The following is a 17,361-nucleotide window of genomic DNA, read 5'->3' as shown; positions in this document are numbered from 1 at the left end:
CTCGCCGGACCGCTCAGCGAAACGCCCCCTCCGCCGCCGGATCCGCGCTCATCGACGCGAGCCGCGCCCGCGCCGCCTCGGCGTCGCGCGCGATCTGCGCCTTGAGCTCCGGCAGCCCGGAGAACCGCCGCTCCTCGCGCAGCCGGGCGATCAGGTGCACGCGCAGCGCCGCGCCGTAGAGATCCTCGTCGACGTCGAAGAGGTGCACCTCGAGGTTCGGCCGCGCCTGCCCCGACGCCTCGACCGTCGGCCGGACGCCGAGGTTGGCCACGCCGCGCGCGAGCGCGATCGCGCGGCCCGACGAGGTCACCCGATCGACGAGCGTCGCGTACACGCCGAACGGCGGGAGCGCCTCGTCGATCTCGTCGATGTTGCACGTGGGGAAGCCGATCGTCCGGCCCCGCCTCGCCCCCTGCGCGACGACGCCCGACAGCATGTGCGGGCGCGACAGCATCCGCTCGGCCGACTCGAGATCCCCGCGCGCGACGGCCGCTCGGACGCGGGTGCTCGACCAGGCCCCCTCGGCGTCGCCGACGAGCGGGTGCGATCGCGTCTCGAAGCCGAGATCCTCGCCGAGGCGCCCGAGCGTCGTGAAGTCGCCGGCGCGCCCGCGGCCGAACCGGAAGTTCGCGCCGACAAGGACGACGCGCGCCGCGAGCCGATCGAGCAGCACACGCCGCACGAACTCCTCCGGCGTCTGGGCCGCGAACGCGCGGTCGAACGTCACCGCGTCGACCCGGATCGTCGGCTGCACGCGCTGGATGAGCTCGATCTTGCGCGGCAGCGCCGTCAGGGTCGCCGGCGGCGTGCGGCCGAGGACGCTCGCGGGGTGCGGGGCGAACGTGAGGGCCACCGGCTCGAGCCCCCGCCGCTCCGCGTCCAGCGCCGCGTCGGCGAGCAGCGCCTGGTGCCCCAGATGAACGCCGTCGAAATTGCCGATGATCACCAGGCTGCCCCGCGGCCCGGCCGCGGCGCGCCCGCCCTGCCCGGAAGCGGCGGCAGCAAAATACTCCACGGCCGCTACCTAACCCGAAGCAGCGCCGAACGAAATGCGGGTGGACGCAGGCGAGAACTGCGGCGCCGGTCACGATACGCACGTACAGCCAAGCGATCGCTGTACAGAGTCGCTTGACGTGCCCATGTTCGACTGATAGAGCCGCGCTCCCCGAAACGGGCTGGAGGCGCGCCGTGTTCAAGAGAGTCAGTATCTTCTCCGGCAACGCCAATTTCCCGCTAACCCAGGAAATCTGTCAGGTCCTGGAGCAACCGATGGGGAAGTCGCGCGTGTCGCGCTTCTCGGACGGCGAGACGTTCTGCGTCATCCAGGAGAACGTCCGAGGCGTCGACACCTACGTCGTTCAGCCCACCTGCTCGCCGGTCAACGACAGCGTGATGGAGCTCCTGATCATGGTCGACGCGCTCCGCCGCGCCTCGGCCGGATCCATCACGGCGGTCATCCCCTACTACGGCTATGCCAGGCAGGACCGGAAGGTCGCGCCGCGGACGCCGATCACCTCGAAGCTCGTCGCCGACCTCATCGTCGCCGCCGGGGTGAACCGGATCGTCGCGCTCGACCTGCACGCCGGGCAGATCCAGGGGTTCTTCAACATCCCGTTCGACCACCTGTTCGCGATGCCGGCGCTGCTGGAGCACCACCTCCGCGAGCACTACGGCAAGGACGTGGTCATCGTCTCCCCGGACGCGGGCGGCGTGGAGCGGGCCCGCGCTTACTCGAAGCGCCTCCAGGGCACGCTCGCGATCATCGACAAGCGCCGCGAGCGGGCGAACGAGAGCGAGGTCATGAACATCATCGGCGAGGTGGCCGGCAAGCACTGCCTCATCCTCGACGACCTCATCGACACCGCCGGCACCCTGGTGAACGCCGCCAACGCCCTGATGAAGCAGGGCGCCAGGAGCGTCGCCGCCTGCGCCACGCACCCGGTCCTGTCCGGCCCGGCGGTCGAGCGCATCAAGGACTCGCCCCTCACCGAGGTCGTGGTGACGAACTCGATCCCGCTCTCGGACGAGGCGAGGGCCTCCGGTAAATTCAAGGTCGTCTCGGTGGCGCGGCTGCTCGCCGAGGCGATCCGCCGCATCCATCACTCGGACTCGGTGAGCTCGCTCTTCGTCTGACCGGCCGCGCGCGTTCGGCGGCGGGACGCACCGGCGACGCAGGTCGCCCGCGCCCCCTCGCCAGAACCCTCAAAAGACACAAAACGCGCCCTCCGGCGACGAAGGCTCGACTTTCTCTTCTCCGTTCTGCTATAGCGCCGCACCCTACGCCGGGGTGGACCGCGCACCGCGGACACCCGGATCACTTCTGGAGCCGTCGTCATGGACATCATCAAGCTCAACGCCACGAGGCGCGAGGATAGCGGCAAGAGCGCGTCGAGCCGCCTGCGCCGCGCCGGACAGATTCCCGCCATCGCCTACGGGCGCGAGCTCGCGCCGCAGTCGGTCGCCATCTCGCCGAAGGCGCTCCTTCAGGTGCTCGGCTCCGACCACGGCAAGAACTCCGTCGTCGAGCTGGCCATCGAGAACGGCCAGACGCTCACCGTCATGGTGCGCGACTACGACTACCACCCCATCTCGCGGGAGCTCGTCCACGCCGACTTCATCCAGGTGAAGCTCGACCAGCCCGTCGACGTGCAGATCCCCTTCCGCTGCGTCGGCAAGCCGAAGGGCGTGGTCACCGGCGGCGTGCTCCAGCAGATCTTCCGCACGATCCCCGTGCGCTGCCTGCCGGAGAAGATCCCGTCGTTCGTCGAGATCGACGTGACCGAGCTCGACCTGGGCGACTCGTACAAGGCCAGCGGGCTGAAGCTGCCGGAGGGCGTGAAGACGCTCCTCGCGGACGACCAGACGATCGCCGTCGTCAACGCGCCCGAGAAGGCTGGCCCCGAGGAAGAGGCGAAGCCCGCCGCCGGCGCGCCGGCCGCTGGCGCGGCCGCTGCGCCCGCCGCTGGCGCGGCTGCCCCCGCGAAGGGCGCGGCCCCCGCGGCCGGCGACAAGAAGGACAAGAAGTAATCCGGGAGCGGGCCGCCTCGCGCCTCCGCACCGCGAGGCGCGCGCGGCCCGCCCTGCCTCGCTCCCCGCCTGCCTCACCTGCCTCACCTGCCCGATTCCAGGGACTCAGCAGAACCAGCTCGTCATGCTGCTCGTGGTCGGCCTGGGGAACCCCGGCAAGGAATACGCTGCTCACCGGCACAACGTCGGCTTCATGGCCATCGACGCGCTGGCCGACGAGGTCCGGGCGGATCCGTTCCGCGAGAAGTTCTCGGGCGTCCACGCGCGGGCGGAGATCGCCGGACAGCAGGCGATCCTGCTCAAGCCGATGACCTACATGAACGAGTCGGGGCGCAGCGTGCAGCCGGCGATGGCCTTCTTCAAGGTCGCGCCCTCCGAGCTGATCGTGCTCCACGACGAGCTCGACCTGCCGTTCGGCACGGTTCGCCTCAAGGTCGGCGGCGGGCACGCGGGGCACAACGGGCTGCGCTCGATCATCTCCCACGGCGGGACGGGCGACTTCGGGCGCGTCCGCCTCGGGGTAGGACGGCCGCCCCCGGGTTTCCGGGGCGAGGTCGCGGATTACGTGCTGTCGGGGTTCGACGCCGTCGAGCGCGCGAGCCTGCCCGACTGCTTGAAGCAAGCTGTCCAAAGTGTGCTAGAAGTCGCCGCCCGCGGCTTCGACGCCGCGATGAACGTCCGAAACACCCGGCCCAAGCCGGGCAAGAGGCAGAAGGGCGAGGGGGATGGGTCGACGGATCCAGCCCCCGCCGCGAAGGAAGGGAAGGGTCCCCTCCCCCCGACGCAGAAGCCCTGATCCTCTACGGAACAGCCTGCCGAGCTCGCCGGTGCGTCGCTCGACAGGCTGTTCCTTTCCTCGCTCCGGGGCGCCGCCCCGGGGCCATTGGCCGAGAGGGAAGACTGAATGAGCCGACAGGTAACGGCGCCCGGGCGCGCCAGAGAGTACGAAACGATCTACATCCTGCGACCCGACATCGACGCCGACGGCGCCGAGCGGATCGGGTCGCGCCTCGCCGAGGTCGTCGGACGCGAGTCGGGCCGGCTGACCAAGGTCGAGACGTGGGGGCGCCGCCGCCTCGCGTACGACATCGCCAAGCACCGCCGCGGCGTTTACGTGTACCTGAAGTACCTCGGCGGCGGGAAGGTCGTCTCCGAGGTCGAGCGCAACCTGCGCCTCTCCGACGGCGTGCTGAAGTACCAGACGGTGCTCGTGCGCAACGACGTCGAGGTCGAGGGCGTCACGATCGCCGACGAGGACGTGAAGTTCGAGCGCCTCGAGCTCGCGCCGCTGGAGGACGACCGCGACGATTCGCGCGAGCGTCAGCTCGGCCTGATCGAGCCGGAGCGCCGCATCGACCGGAGCTCCGAGCAGGCTCCGGCGGGCGAGCTCGACGACGCCGAAGAGGGTGAGGCGGAAGGCGCCGCCGACGAGGAGGAGAGCTGAGCTATGAACGGCCGCAACAGTGACATGGGCCGCAACGGCGGCGCTGACTACGACGATCGCGACTTCGGGCGCACGCCCGACCTGAACGCCGACGCCCCGGGGCGCCGCCGCACGGGCCGGAAGCGCGTCTGCCGCTACTGCGCGGACAAGGCGCTGGTCATCGATTACAAGGACCCGCAAGCGCTCAAGTACTTCATCTCGGAGCGCGGCAAGGTCGTCCCGCGCCGCATCAGCGGCAACTGCGCGCGCCACCAGCGCAAGGTGACCCTCTCGATCAAGCGCGCGCGCAACATCGCGCTCTTGCCGTTCACCGTCACGGCGTAGGAGGTCGATCATGGCAACCCACATCCATGTGGTCCTCACGGAGGACCTCCACAACGTCGGCAAGAGCGGCGAGCTCGTGAAGGTTCGCCCCGGCTTCGCGCGCAACTACCTCATCCCGCGCGGCCTCGCGGTGGGCGCCACCGCCGAGAACGTGTCCCGCATCGAGCACGAGAAGCGGGTCGCCGAGTCGCGCGCCGCCAAGACGCGCTCCGAGGCGGAGCAGCTCGCGGCCAAGCTCAACCAGGTCAAGCTCACGATCAGCCGCCCGGTCGGCGAGGGCGACAAGCTGTACGGCTCGGTCACGGCGCGCGACATCGAAGAGGCGCTCGCCGCGCAGGGCTTCAGCGTCGACCGCCGCCGCATCGAGACCGACGCGATCAAGTCGCTCGGTGCCCACCCCGTCGTGATCCGCCTCGCCCCGTCCATCACGGCGTCGGTCGAGGTCACGGTCTCCGCCAAGTAGCGCAGCGCCGGGGAGCGCGGCTCGACCCGCGCCCCCGCGCTTCCCCTCCAGCCGCGCTCCCTCTCCCGCTGCGCCGGCGCGCCCTCTTCAGCCGAGTTCCCTCTCCCGCTGCGCCGGCGCGCCCTCTTCAGCCGAGTTCCCTCTCCCGCTGCGCCGGCGCGCCCTCTTCAGCCGCGCTTCCGCCTGACCCACGCCCGCGCGACGTCGTGCCCCCGCGCCACCGCGCGCAGCATGAGCGCCGCGTCCCCCCACCGCGCTCGCCCCTCCCAGACGAGGCTCGCCAGCATCCCGGCGCAGAAGGCGTCGCCCGCGCCCGTCGGATCGTGCGGGCGCACCGGGCGCGGCGCCACCGCGCGCTCGCCCCCGGGGCCGAGCAGGAGCGTCTCCCGCGCGCCGTCGGTGACGACCAGCGTCGCCTCGGGGCGGAGGCGCTCGCGGAGCCCGCGCGCCGTCGTCCCCAGCACGTCGAGGTCGCCGGCGCTGCACTTCACGAGGTCCGCCTGCCCGAACAGCCGGAAGCAGCCGCGCACGCCTGCGCCGGCGTCGGAAGCCGACGTGGTACCGGCCCCCGCGCCGGGGGCGGACGCGGCGCGCTCGGCGCGCGGCCACATCCGCGGGCGCGCGTTGACGTCGACCGAGACGGCGCACCCTTCGCGGCGGGCGCTCGCGGCCGCCCGCGCGAGCGCGCCGCTTGCCCCGCGCACCGGCGCGATCCCGGTGAAGTGTACGACCCGGGTCTGCCATCGTTCGGGCATCGCTGCAGCGAGCGCCTGCGCCTCGCTCTCGCCCTGCCTGTACCCCGCGAAGCGCGCCTCGCCGCGCTCGATCGCCACGAGCATGAGGCCTGTGCGCGCCGCGCTCAGCGACAGCCGTCCCACGTCGATGCCGGCCGCCGCGGCCTCGTCTCTCAGCCCGCGCCCCATCGCGTCATCGCCCAGCGCGGCGCACAGCCCCGACCGTATGCCGAGCCGGACGAGCGCCGTCGCGGTGTTCACCGCCCCGCCTCCCGGCACACGGCGCAGCAATTTCGCTTGCTCGAGCGGAATGCCTTCGGGCGCATAGAGATCCCACAGCGCTTCACCGACGCAGACCACCTCGGCGGGCTCAATCCTTGTATGGCGTGTTTTGTGATCCACAATGGCGGCTCCCCGCGATGGCTCACGCCGAGGTGCGAAGCGTCATCGCAGCTGAGTCAAGCGCGAAAAGAAATGGCGATGAGACCGGGGTTGCTCAATTTCCATACCTCGCCGGCGGCGGCGGCGCCTCGCCCCGAGGCCCCTCGGCAGCGACAGCCGAGGAGGCCACCGCGAAAGCGTCCGAGCCTGCCGCCGATCATGGAAGAGCGCCCCCTCGACGTGGAACCTGCATTGGGATGCCCACCGCACGAACGCTCACTGCAATGCAAACAGAAACCCTTCTCAGGGCTGCCCATGTTCTGGTAGACGGAAATCGACCCTGCACCCGACGCCCCGGAGGAACGTTTCCCCTCCGGGGCGTCGCCCATTTCGGCACCTGTGGAAAAGCTCGGGGCGGGATGGGGGGAATCGGTGGGGAGGAGAAGCACGGATGATGAGAATGATGGAGCGCCGAGGCCAGCGGCCTCAGAGGATCGAGCCTCCCATCGTCGCCGGACGCGTGCCGCCGCACGACCTCGACGCCGAAGCAGCGGTGCTCTCCGCCATCCTGCTGCACCGCGACGCGCTCGATCGGGTGCTCGAGATCCTGAAAGCGGACCACTTCTACAGCGAGGCGAACAGCCGCGTCTATGAGGCCGCGCAGGAGCTCGCGGCCGCCGGCACGCCCATCGACATCGTCTCGGTCGCGTCGTGGCTGCGCGACCGGGAGCGCCTTGCCCAGGTGGGCGGCGCGGCGTACCTCGCCCAGCTCGCGGACGCGACGCCCGCGGTCGCGCACGTCGCGGCGCACGCGCGCGTCGTCTACGAGAAATGGCGCGTGCGGCAGCTCATCGCCACGTGCCAGCGCGTCGCGGCCGAGGGGTACGGCGACGTCGGGGTGGTGCAGGAGTACATCGACGGCGCGGAGCAGGCGGTCTACCAGCTCGCCCGCACGCCCCAGGGGACGGCGACCCAGCCGATCGCCCAGGTGCTCAAGGCCGCGTTCGAGCAGATCACCGCCGCCGCCGAGCGCGGCGACCGGATCACCGGCATCTCGACAGGGTACGAGAAGCTCGACGCCAAGACGGCAGGCCTGCACGACGGCGACCTCTCGATCATCGCCGCCCGCCCCGGCATGGGCAAGACGTCGTTCGTCCTGAACCTCGCCGTGAACGTGGCGTCGCCGCGCACCGTGAGCTCCCCGGGGCCCGACCAGTCGGGGCACGGCGTCGAGCGGCACGATCCCGGCTTCGGCGCCGCCGTCTTCTCGCTCGAGATGCCCCGCGAGCAGCTCGCGACACGTATGGTCTGCAGCGAGGGCCGCGTCGACGTCGGCAAGCTCCGCCAGGGCTTCCTGCAGCCCGACGACTGGCGCCGCCTGACGGAGGCCGCCTCGTTCCTGTCCACCCTGCCCATCTGGATCGACGACACGCCGGCCATCTCCCTCCTCGAGCTGCGCGCCAAGGTGCGGCGCATCCAGGCCGAGTACGACCGGCCGCCCAGCGACGGCAGCTCGGGGCGGCGCATCGGGCTCATCGTCATCGACTACCTGCAGCTCATGAAGGGGCGGGACGGCGTGAGCAGCCGCGAGCAGGAGATCAGCGAGATCTCCCGCGGGCTCAAGCAGCTCGCGAAGGAGCTCAAGGTGGCGGTCATCGCGCTCTCGCAGCTGAACCGCGCCGTCGAGACGCGGACCACCAAGGACAAGCGCCCTCAGCTGTCGGATCTCCGCGAGTCGGGCGCGATCGAGCAGGACGCCGACAACATCATCTTCATTTACCGCGACGAGTACTACAACCCGGAGACGACCAACCACAAAGGCATCGCCGAGCTCATCGTCGCCAAGCAGCGCAACGGGCCGACGGGCAAGGTGCTCACGCGGTTCACCTCCTCGTGCACCCGGTTCGACAACCTCGCGCCGGGCGACTACCCGGAGATGGTCGACGACGAGTAGGCTGCGACCCACGACATGTCCGCCTGGTACGTCCCTGCCCTCCTCGCCGCGCTCTGCATGGCCGGTCATTACCTGATGCTGCGCGCGGCGGCAGGGCGGCTCGGAGACGCCCTTGGCGCGCTGTGCGTGGAGGGCACGGCGGCCGTCGGGATCCTCGTCTTCCTCCTCCTCCGCCCTGGCGCGGAGGCGCCTCCGTCGGCCCAGGGCGTGCTCTGGGCCTGCGCCGCCGGCCTGTGCATCGGTGGCGTCGCGACGCTCACCTTCATGGCGCTCCGCATCGGCGGTCCGGTGACCGCGACGGGGCCGATCGTGTTCGCCGGCGGCATCGCGATCGCCGCGCTCTTCGCGCCGCTGCTCTTCGGCGAGGAGTTCACCGCTCGCCGCGCGCTCGGCGTCGGCCTGGGGCTGGCCTCCCTCTTCGTCCTCGCCACCGAGCGCTCCTGACCCAATCTGCGCCGCGGCCGCGCATCGGAAGAGGACCGATGACCCGCTCGCCCGAGAGCCCCCGCCCCCCCAGGAGCCCCGCGCGCGCGGGGCGCGCCGCGCGCCACGCCCTCCGCTCGGCGAGCCTCTGCGCACTCGCGTTCGCCTCCGCGACCTGCGCGCCGCCCGTGCAGGGCGGCAGCGTTGTCGTGTCCTCCGGCGCCGTCGAGCGCCTCGGCATGCTCTGCCGGTGGGGGCGAGGCGGCGCGGAGCAGGGCGATCTCTGCCCGAGGGACGGCGGCGCCGCGCAGCCGGCGCGCGTCCGGCGGATCACGGGGCCCGCGGACGCGCTCTCCGGTCCGCTCGCGGCGGGGCGGCCCGGCGACTACGTGCTCGAGAACGACGCGATCGCCGTGGTCGTCGATCAGCTCGGCCCCGGGGCTGGCCTCGCCGAGAGCGGCGGCAACCTCGTCGACGCCGCGGACGCGCGGGCGCGCCGCGACGAGCTCGGGCAGATCGTCACGCGGCTCGGCGCGCCGCCGCGACAGGTGATCTACCGCGACATCACGACGGGCGGCGGCGAGGACGGCGCCGCCTGGATCGAGGCGCGCGGCGAGGTACGCGGGCGCGCTCTCGCTGGCGGCGCGCTCTCCGTCACCACCCGCTACAGGCTCCGGCCGGGCGACCGGGCGGTCACGATCACGACGTCGCTCCAGAACGACGGCGACCGCCCGGTCGAGGCGCTCGACCTCGGCGACGTCGTCCACTGGGGCGCGGCGGAGCACGTCGCGCCCGGCATGGCGCCGGGGCTCCGCGGCGAGCTCGAGGCGCCGTACCTGGCCGGCGTCGGGACCGGCGTCGCGTACGCGCTCGCCCCGGTGGACGGCGCGACTGTCCGCGCGCGGAGCGGCGAAGGCTTCAGCGACGTGACGTTCGCCCGGCAGGCCGCGCTGCCGCCCGGCGGGCGCGCCGCGTACCAGCGGATCCTCGCGGTCGCGCCGCGCGGCGACTCGCTCGCCGTCGAGACGGAGCTCTTCTTTCTGGGCGGCGGCGCGCCCGGCGGCGTCGCGCTCGAGCTCGTGGACGGGCGCGGCGCGCCGCTCCCGCCCCTCGCCGGCAAGGTGACGCTGACGCCGATCGCCGAGGACGGCGCCGCGCCGCCCGCCGCCGCGCTCGATCTGTGGTTGCGGACCGGCGATGGCGCGCCGCTCGCCGCCGAGGCGCCGCCCGGCCTCTACCTCGTCGGCTTCGAAGGGAGCGGCCGCCGCGCGCTGCGGAGCGCGCGGATCCGGATCCGCGCAGGCGAGATGGCCCCCGCGCGGCTCACGCTCTCCGGCGCCGGCCGGCTCTACCTCGGGGTGCGCGAGGGCGGCGCCTCGGCGCCCGCCGCCGCCCCCGATGCCCTCGGTCCGCTCGCGCCGGCGAAGATCAGCCTCTTCGACGCGGCGACCGGCAAGGCCCTCTCGCCGCCCCGGCTCGCGCTCATGGGCGAGCTCGATGTCTCCCTGCCTCCCGGGCGAGTCCGCGTCGTCGCATCGCATGGCCCCGAGTACGCGCTCGCCGAGGCGGCGGTCGACGTCGCGGACGGCGGTACGTCGCGGCTCGATCTCACGCTGGAGCGGGTGGTCGACACGTCGGGCTACATCGCCTGCGACCTCCGGCAGCACACGGCGCGGAGCGCCGACGCGGGCGTCTCCTCGGCCCCGCGGCTCCTCTGGAGCGCGGCGGAGGGCGTGGAGTGCGCGGTGGCGAGCGAGCACAACCTCGCCTCGGATCTCCAGCCGGACGTCGCCGCGCTGCGGCTCGAGACGCGGCTGCGCATGCTCCCGGGCGTGGAGCTCACGAGCGGCCGGAGCGGCGCCGGGCTCGGGAGCCTCGGCGTGTTCCCGCTCGGCAGCGAGGCGGCCGCGCCCCGCGAGGGCGCGCTGCGGTGGGTCGACGAGACCGCGAGCGAGATCCTCCGCGAGGTGCGCGCGCTGCCCGGCGAGCGCGTCGTCCAGGTGAGCCGGCAGCACGGCGGCGGCTCACCGCTGCATGGATCCGGAGCGCCGCAGGTCGCGCCCGATCAGGGCCCGAGCCTGCTCGCGCAGATCATCGGAGACGGCGCCGGCGTCGATGCCGTCGAGGTCTGGACCGCGCGCGACGCGGCCGCGCGAGACCGCGCGCTCGAGGAGCTCTGGGCGTTGCTCCGCGCGTCCCACCCGGTCACGCCGACGGCGACCAGCGACAGCCACGGGCTGCACGGCGCGGAGGCGGGTACCCCGCGCACGTACGTCGCCGTGGCCGACGATGATCCGGGCCGGCTCGACGTGGCCGATCTCGTCGCGGGCCTGCGGCGCCGGCGCGACGTGGTGCTCACGAACGGGCCGTTCGTGACGATGCGCCTCGGCGACACCCGCCAGGGCGGCGTCGCCTCGCTGCGGCGCGGGTCCCGCGGCGGGCGGCTCTCGCTCTCGATCCGCGTCGAGCGCGTCCCGTGGGTCGACGCGCGCGAGCTCCAGGTGCTCGTCGGCGGCGTCGCGATCGGCGCGCCGATCCCGCTGGAAGGTGCGCGCACCACGCCCGCGGGCGCGCTCCTCGACGAGATCGCGATCCCCGTCGTCCTCGGAGCCGGCGGCGGGCGACGAGCGCAAGGGCCCGACGCCCGCGCCGGCGCAGCGCGCGGCGACCGCGGGCCCGGGCAGAGCGCGCACGGCGCGATCTCCGTCGCCGAGGACACCTTCGTCGTCGCCATCGTCCGTGGGCGGCGGCCGCTCGAACCGGTGCTCGCGGGGGACCCGGGCGAGATCACGCCGTTCGCGATGACGGCGCCGCTCTGGATCGACGCCGACGGCGACGGCCGCTCCCTCGGCCGCGCGAAAGGCCCTTGAGCGCGGCGAGCTCGGTGACGCGCCAGGCACAGCAGCGCGGCCCCGCATGAAGCGGGCAGCACGCGTTGCCGCAAGCTGGCCGGCGCCTGGCCCGGCTGTGCGGCATTACGTGTAGCGGTCCAGCTTTGCTTCCAAATCGTCCTTGGCGCGCGAAAGAAGCGAGCAATGAGGATTCCAACGCAAAGACGCCAAGAGCTCAAAGACGCAAGGATGTACGAAGTTTGTTTCTTTGCGGCTTTGCGGCTTTGCGACTTTGCGTTGAAATCTCTCTCCGGATCCCTCGCCGGACTCCTGGTGGGTGGAACCAGTACACCCAGAGGACCGGCGGCTGGAGCTCCAAGGCGACGCGAGCTGCCCACCCTTCCGATACGAGCGCACCGACGGCGCCAATGGATCTGTACGATTGATACGGCGCCCCTGGTGCGTGCACGTCGAGAAAGGACCTGTGCCAAAGGTCACGACCAGCGCCGGCGCTCGTTTGCGAGGCCGCGAACAGGTCACGACCTATCGCGGAGGATCTTTTCGGCCCCGGAGGCCGGTCCCGATCTGAAGAAATGGATCTTTTCATACAAGTGGCCAGGTCGCGACCAGGCCATCGGCTCACGAGGAGCCTCCGCGCCAGGTCCCGACCTCGCCATCGGCTCACGAGGAGCCTCCGCGCCAGGTCGCGACCTCGCCATCGGCTCACGAGGAGCCTCCGAGCTAGATCGCGACCTCACCGTCGGCTCACGAGTGGGCTCCGCGCCAGATCGCGACCTCGCCGTCGGCTCACGAGAGGAGCCTCTGCCCCAGATCGCGACCTCGCGGGGGGCATCCAAACGAGCGGCCGGAGGGGATCGCTTTTCGTTTGCCTCCCGCGCGCCCGGGCAACATGGACCGCGGCGCATGCGAACCGAGCGGCTCGCCGCTGACGCGGCATCCATCGCACGGGCCGCCGAGATCCTCCGCCGCGGAGGGCTCGTCGCCTTCCCCACGGAGACCGTGTACGGCCTCGGCGCGCGCGCCGACGACGCGCGCGCTGCGCGCGGCATCTTCGAGGCGAAGGGGAGGCCGCCCGGCAACCCGCTGATCGTCCACGTCCCCGATGTCGCGTCCGCCCGCGCCCTCGCGGACGGCTGGCCGGCGGACGCGGAGCGGCTCGCGCAGGCCATGTGGCCGGGGCCCCTCACCCTGATCGTCGCGCGCCGGCCCGACCGCGTCGCCGACGTGGTCGCCGCCGGCGGGCCGACGGTCGCGATCCGCATCCCCGTCCACCCGGTCGCGCGCGCCCTTCTCGACGCGGTCGGGCTGCCGATCGCCGCGCCCAGCGCCAACCGCTCCACCGAGATCTCGCCGACCACGGCCGAGCACGTCGAGAAGAGCCTCGGCGGGCGCATCGACGCGATCCTCGACGGCGGGCCGACCGCGGTCGGCATCGAGTCCACCATCGTCGACGTCACGCGCTCGCCGGCGCGGGTGCTCCGCCCGGGGCACGTCACGGCGGAGGCGATCGCCGCGCTCGTGCCGCTCCAGGCGGCCGCCGCGCTGATCACCGCCCCGGCCGAGCGCGCCCCGTCCCCGGGGACCCACGCGCGCCACTACGCCCCCCGCGCCCAGGTCGCGCTGGTCCCCGCGCAGGCCGTCCGCGGCGAGCTCGATCGCGCCGCGCAGGCCGGGGCGCGCGCCGGCGCCATCGAGCACGGCAGCCGCACCGCGACCGGGCCGCACGCCGAGCTCCTCCCGGAAGATCCCGCCGGCTACGCCGCGGCGCTCTACGCCGCGCTGCACCGGCTCGAGGACGCCGGCTGCGACGTGATCGTCATCGCCGCCGTCCCCGAGGATCCTGCGTGGGACGCCGTGCGGGACAGGCTGACGCGCGCCTCCGCGCCCCCCTGAGCGCGCGCCACGCGCCCATCGATCACCAACGTGGTCGTGGTCGTCAACGATAGGCCGTGAACGACCACGACCACGTAAACGTAAACGTAAACGTTCGGATGTAGGAGAACGCGGCGGGAGGCTTGGTTAACGCCCAGGGATCCCCCCGCGGGTGGGTTTTCGTCCCCCGAGCTGGCGGTTTGTGGCAAATCAGGGTCGCCCGCCCGCTGGGTGAGCTACCTTCCTCGCCCCACTCTCACCCCTCGTCGATCCCATGCCGGCAACGTCCCGCGCCGCCGTCCACAGCCTCGCGACAGCCCTCGGCCTCGCCGCGCTGCTCGTTGCCGCCCCCCAGCGCGCCAGCGCCAGCCTGCTCGACGAGCCGCCGAAGCGCGCGAGCTTCAACCTGAACGAGACGGTCGCGCCGGAGCTGCCGCTCCTCCGCGCCTTCCACAACGCCGCCGTCGAGCGGCCTGGACCGTTCCGGCTCTACCTGAGCAGCGCCTACGGGAAATGGCGGGAGCAGCCGTGGTGGCAGCTCGCCTGGGGCGGCGCGCGGCCGGACGCGCTCGGCGAACACGCGCTCGGCGAGCACGCGCTCGCCTCCCCTGCCCTCGGCTCCACGGCGTTCGCGAGCGCCGGCTCTCCCTTCATCCCCTTCGAGCTACCCGGCCCTCTCCGGCTCGATCCAGCCGCTCCGGCGTGGTTCCGCCAGCTCGATCCGATCCTCGGCCCGCCGGTGCTCGCGACCACGGGGCCGAGCCTCTCCTCGAACGGCTTCGATCTGCTCTGGGATCTGCCGAAGAAGCAACCGCTCGACTGGCGCTGCCGCAGGGGCCCGGTCCAGTTCGCCCGGTACGGCGGCCAGCACGACGCCTTCGAGCTGGTGCGCTGCGACGGCTCCGTAGCGCCCGGCGCGCTGGATCGCCTGTCGATCATGGCCCGTCCGCCCGACGCGCCGGACCCGGGCGCAGAGCTCCCCGATGAGCCCGACGCCGACACCTGGCAGCGGGCGCTCGAGTGGGTGCCCCAGGTCCGCCTCGTCCACCCGCGCCTGCTCTGGCTGCTCCAGCAGATCGCCGACGCCTTCCCGCGCCGCGGGATCCACATCTTCAGCGGGTACAGGCCGCGCGCGCCGACGACGCGCGACGCGCCGGCCGCGCGCAGGCCGGCGTCCGGCACGCACCACAGCCAGCACGCCGAGGGGCGCGCCATGGACATCCACGTGATGGGCGTCCCGAACACCGCGCTATTTCAGTTCTGTCGCACGCTCGACGACGTGGGCTGCGGGTTCTACCCGAACAGCAAGTTCGTCCATGTCGACGTGCGCCGCCCCGGCGCCGGGCGCGTCTTCTGGATCGACATCTCCGCCCCCGGCGAGCCGTCGGAATACGTCGACTCCTGGCCCGGCGTCGTCGAGAGCGGCGGGCTCTCCTGGGGAGGCGCGCAGGGAACGCGCTCCGGCGGGGCCGTGCCTCGCTGACGTCGCCTCCCCGCGGTCGCCCTCGCACCTCGCGCCTCCACCCGCGCGACCGGCCGCTCCGCTGCGCGCTCCCGTTCCGGATGATGGAGCGCGCCTCGGGGCGCGGTGACTTGCCTCCCCGCGATCGGTGTTAAGCTTGGCTTCTTCCCCCTGGGCGCGCGACGCGAGACGGGGGCGGAGCTCGGCGAGCCGAGATCTGTCCCTGCACCTCCGGCGGCAAAGGCCGCCCCGCGGTCGCCCTGGAGAAAAAGGGTGCGAAATGGGCGAGTTGCGGACAGGGATGGTTGAGAAGATCGCGGCGATGCAGGACTTCGCGCTCTACCGCGATCTCGCGTGGGAGGGCACGTTCGAAGAGTACCTCCAGATCGTGCGCCAGAACCCGCAGGTGACGCGCAACGCGTTCCAGCGGGCGTACGACATGATCATCCGCTACGGCATCGAGGAATACACCGACAACAAGAAGAAGCTCATCCGGTACAACTTCTTCAAGGACGAGATGCACGGCGGCGCCGACGCCGTGTACGGGCTCGACATCCCGCTGATGCGGCTCGTCCACGTGCTGCGGGCCGCCTCGGAGGGGTACGGCCCGGAGAAGCGCGTCATCCTGCTGCACGGCCCGGTCGGCTCGTCGAAGTCGACGATCGCCCGGCTCCTCAAGAAGGGCATCGAGCACTACTCGACGACCCCCGACGGCGCGCTCTACACGTTCGACTGGGTGAACCTCGACGACGTCGGCATGGCCGGGACGGAGAGCGCCCGCTTCAAGTGCCCGATGCACGAGGAGCCGCTGCGCCTCGTCCCGCCGGCGTGGCGCGACCGCGCGTTCCGCGAGCTCGGCCTCTCGAGCGCGCAGCACCACGTCCGGACCGAGGGCGACCTCGACCCCGCGTGCCGCTTCATCTTCAACCGCCTGATGGACAAGTACGGCGGCGACTGGTCGAAGGTGATGCAGCACGTGCGCGTGCGCCGCCTCGTGCTCAGCGAGAAGGACCGCGTCGGCATCGGCACCTTCCAGCCGAAGGACGAGAAGAACCAGGACTCGACCGAGCTCACCGGCGACATCAACTACCGCAAGATCGCGGAGTACGGCTCGGACTCGGACCCGCGCGCCTTCAACTTCGACGGCGAGTTCAACATCGCGAACCGCGGCATCGTCGAGTTCATCGAGGTGCTGAAGCTCGACGTCGCGTTCCTCTACGACCTGCTCGGCGCGTCGCAGGAGCACAAGATCAAGCCGAAGAAGTTCGCCCAGACGGACGTCGACGAGGTCATCATCGGCCACACCAACGAGGCCGAGTACAAGAAGCTCCTGAACAACGAGTTCATGGAGGCCCTCCGCGACCGCACGATCAAGATCGATATCCCGTACATCACGAAGGTGTCGGAGGAGATCCGGATCTACGAGAAGGACTTCAACAAGGAGAAGATCCGCGGCAAGCACATCGCCCCTCACACGCTCGAGGTCGCCGCGATGTGGGCCGCGCTCACCCGGCTCGAGGACCCGAAGAAGCACAACCTGTCGCTCGTCCAGAAGATGAAGCTCTACGACGGCAAGGTCCTGCCCGGCTACACGCAGGACACCGTGAAGGAGCTCCGCAAGGAGGCGTCGCGCGAGGGCATGGAGGGCATCAGCCCCCGCTACGTGCAGGACAAGATCTCGAACGCGCTCGTCAACGACCTCGGCGAGGGGACGATCAACCCCTTCATGGTCATGAGCGAGCTCGAGAAGGGCCTCCGGCACCACTCGCTCATCACGAACGACGAGCAGCGCAAGCGCTTCACCGAGTGCATCGGGATGGTGAAGCGCGAGTACGAGGAGATCGTCAAGAACGAGGTGCAGCGGGCGATCAGCGCCGACGAGGACGCGATCCAGAAGCTCGCCGCGAACTACATCGACTCGATCAAGGCCTACACCCTGAAGGAGAAGGTGAAGGACCGCTTCACCCGCGAGGACGTCGAGCCCGACGAGCGGCTGATGCGCTCGATCGAGGAGAAGATCGACATCCCCGAGAACCGCAAGGACGACTTCCGCCGCGAGATCATGAACTACATCGGCGCGCTCGCGGTCGACGGCAAGAAGTTCGAGTGGCACACGAACGACCGGCTGCGCCGCGCCCTCGAGCTCAAGCTGTTCGAGGATCAGAAGGACGCGATCAAGCTCCAGACCCTCGTGTCGAGCGTCATCGACAAGGAGACGCAGGAGAAGATCGACATCATCAAGACCCGGATGATCAAGTACTTCGGGTACAACGAGGTCTCGGCGCGCGACGTGCTCGACTACGTGGCCAGCATCTACGCGCGCGGCGACACGAAGTGACCCTTCGCGGGGGCGCGGCGGCGCTGCTGGCAGCGCGCCGCGCCGCTCGCCCCCCTACCCTGCTCGCCCCCCGATCCTACCCGCGCG

Annotated in this window: 14 protein-coding genes; 12 read left to right on the top strand and 2 right to left on the bottom strand. The window is 71.8% G+C overall.

Going from position 1 to position 17,361, the window contains the following annotated elements; translation table 11 throughout:
• Positions 1–13 precede the first annotated feature (13 nt).
• Positions 14–1,015, bottom strand: a complete 1,002-nt coding sequence (gene ribF, locus WMF19_RS41080) for a riboflavin biosynthesis protein RibF (RefSeq protein WP_437895354.1) — start codon at positions 1,013–1,015, stop codon at positions 14–16.
• A gap of 173 nt (positions 1,016–1,188) precedes the next feature.
• Between ribF and WMF19_RS41075 the strand changes: the two genes are divergently transcribed.
• From WMF19_RS41075 to rplI, 6 genes are all read left to right on the top strand, one after another.
• Positions 1,189–2,133, top strand: coding sequence for a ribose-phosphate pyrophosphokinase (locus WMF19_RS41075; protein WP_272104378.1), 945 nt, complete (start codon positions 1,189–1,191; stop codon positions 2,131–2,133).
• 201 nt (positions 2,134–2,334) lie between these two features.
• Positions 2,335–3,027, top strand: coding sequence for a 50S ribosomal protein L25/general stress protein Ctc (locus WMF19_RS41070; RefSeq protein ID WP_437324777.1), 693 nt, complete (start codon positions 2,335–2,337; stop codon positions 3,025–3,027).
• Between the two features lie 124 nt (positions 3,028–3,151).
• The gene (gene pth / locus WMF19_RS41065) at positions 3,152–3,823 is read left to right on the top strand and encodes an aminoacyl-tRNA hydrolase (RefSeq protein ID WP_437324778.1); all 672 of its coding nucleotides are present in this window, start codon (positions 3,152–3,154) and stop codon (positions 3,821–3,823) included.
• A 108-nt stretch (positions 3,824–3,931) separates the two neighbouring features.
• Complete coding sequence (gene rpsF, locus WMF19_RS41060; protein WP_437895353.1) at positions 3,932–4,471, top strand: 30S ribosomal protein S6; 540 nt, start codon at positions 3,932–3,934, stop codon at positions 4,469–4,471.
• 3 nt (positions 4,472–4,474) lie between these two features.
• Complete coding sequence (gene rpsR, locus WMF19_RS41055; protein ID WP_272104372.1) at positions 4,475–4,795, top strand: 30S ribosomal protein S18; 321 nt, start codon at positions 4,475–4,477, stop codon at positions 4,793–4,795.
• A gap of 10 nt (positions 4,796–4,805) precedes the next feature.
• Positions 4,806–5,258, top strand: coding sequence for a 50S ribosomal protein L9 (gene rplI, locus WMF19_RS41050; protein ID WP_437324780.1), 453 nt, complete (start codon positions 4,806–4,808; stop codon positions 5,256–5,258).
• Between the two features lie 167 nt (positions 5,259–5,425).
• On the opposite strand, the gene WMF19_RS41045 is transcribed toward rplI, so the two are convergent.
• Positions 5,426–6,352 carry a PfkB family carbohydrate kinase gene (locus WMF19_RS41045; RefSeq protein ID WP_437895352.1) on the bottom strand — a complete coding sequence of 309 codons (927 nt, stop codon included), beginning with the start codon at positions 6,350–6,352 and terminating at the stop codon, positions 5,426–5,428.
• Between the two features lie 472 nt (positions 6,353–6,824).
• Here WMF19_RS41045 and dnaB point away from each other — a divergent pair, with 472 nt between their 5' ends.
• From dnaB to WMF19_RS41015, 6 genes are all read left to right on the top strand, one after another.
• Entirely contained in the window at positions 6,825–8,327 is a 1,503-nt protein-coding gene (gene dnaB, locus WMF19_RS41040; RefSeq protein ID WP_272104367.1) for a replicative DNA helicase, read from the top strand.
• A gap of 15 nt (positions 8,328–8,342) precedes the next feature.
• A complete protein-coding gene (locus tag WMF19_RS41035; RefSeq protein ID WP_437324783.1) occupies positions 8,343–8,771 on the top strand; it encodes a hypothetical protein in 429 nt (142 codons plus the stop codon).
• 38 nt (positions 8,772–8,809) lie between these two features.
• Entirely contained in the window at positions 8,810–11,620 is a 2,811-nt protein-coding gene (locus WMF19_RS41030; protein WP_437895351.1) for a CehA/McbA family metallohydrolase, read from the top strand.
• Positions 11,621–12,505: 885 nt separating this feature from the next.
• The gene (locus tag WMF19_RS41025) at positions 12,506–13,495 is read left to right on the top strand and encodes an L-threonylcarbamoyladenylate synthase (RefSeq protein WP_437895350.1); all 990 of its coding nucleotides are present in this window, start codon (positions 12,506–12,508) and stop codon (positions 13,493–13,495) included.
• 253 nt (positions 13,496–13,748) lie between these two features.
• Positions 13,749–14,957, top strand: coding sequence for a YcbK family protein (locus WMF19_RS41020; protein WP_437895349.1), 1,209 nt, complete (start codon positions 13,749–13,751; stop codon positions 14,955–14,957).
• A 259-nt stretch (positions 14,958–15,216) separates the two neighbouring features.
• Complete coding sequence (locus tag WMF19_RS41015) at positions 15,217–17,274, top strand: PrkA family serine protein kinase (protein WP_272104360.1); 2,058 nt, start codon at positions 15,217–15,219, stop codon at positions 17,272–17,274.
• The last annotated feature ends 87 nt before the right edge of the window (positions 17,275–17,361 follow it).

The organism is Sorangium sp. So ce124, from assembly GCF_051525235.1.
Taxonomy (GTDB): domain Bacteria; phylum Myxococcota_A; class Polyangia; order Polyangiales; family Polyangiaceae; genus Sorangium; species Sorangium atrum.
This window is presented reverse-complemented; position numbering and strand designations above follow the sequence as displayed.

Excerpts from the sequence above, each read along its gene's own strand:
- WMF19_RS41070 (WP_437324777.1), top strand. The coding sequence starts at position 2,335 with ATGGACATCATCAAGCTCAACGCCACGAGGCGCGAGGATAGCGGCAAG.
- pth (WP_437324778.1), top strand. The coding sequence starts at position 3,152 with ATGCTGCTCGTGGTCGGCCTGGGGAACCCCGGCAAGGAATACGCTGCT.
- rpsF (WP_437895353.1), top strand. The coding sequence starts at position 3,932 with ATGAGCCGACAGGTAACGGCGCCCGGGCGCGCCAGAGAGTACGAAACG.
- rpsR (WP_272104372.1), top strand. The coding sequence starts at position 4,475 with ATGAACGGCCGCAACAGTGACATGGGCCGCAACGGCGGCGCTGACTAC.
- rplI (WP_437324780.1), top strand. The coding sequence starts at position 4,806 with ATGGCAACCCACATCCATGTGGTCCTCACGGAGGACCTCCACAACGTC.
- dnaB (WP_272104367.1), top strand. The coding sequence starts at position 6,825 with ATGATGAGAATGATGGAGCGCCGAGGCCAGCGGCCTCAGAGGATCGAG.
- WMF19_RS41035 (WP_437324783.1), top strand. The coding sequence starts at position 8,343 with ATGTCCGCCTGGTACGTCCCTGCCCTCCTCGCCGCGCTCTGCATGGCC.
- WMF19_RS41030 (WP_437895351.1), top strand. The coding sequence starts at position 8,810 with ATGACCCGCTCGCCCGAGAGCCCCCGCCCCCCCAGGAGCCCCGCGCGC.
- WMF19_RS41025 (WP_437895350.1), top strand. The coding sequence starts at position 12,506 with ATGCGAACCGAGCGGCTCGCCGCTGACGCGGCATCCATCGCACGGGCC.
- WMF19_RS41020 (WP_437895349.1), top strand. The coding sequence starts at position 13,749 with ATGCCGGCAACGTCCCGCGCCGCCGTCCACAGCCTCGCGACAGCCCTC.
- WMF19_RS41015 (WP_272104360.1), top strand. The coding sequence starts at position 15,217 with ATGGGCGAGTTGCGGACAGGGATGGTTGAGAAGATCGCGGCGATGCAG.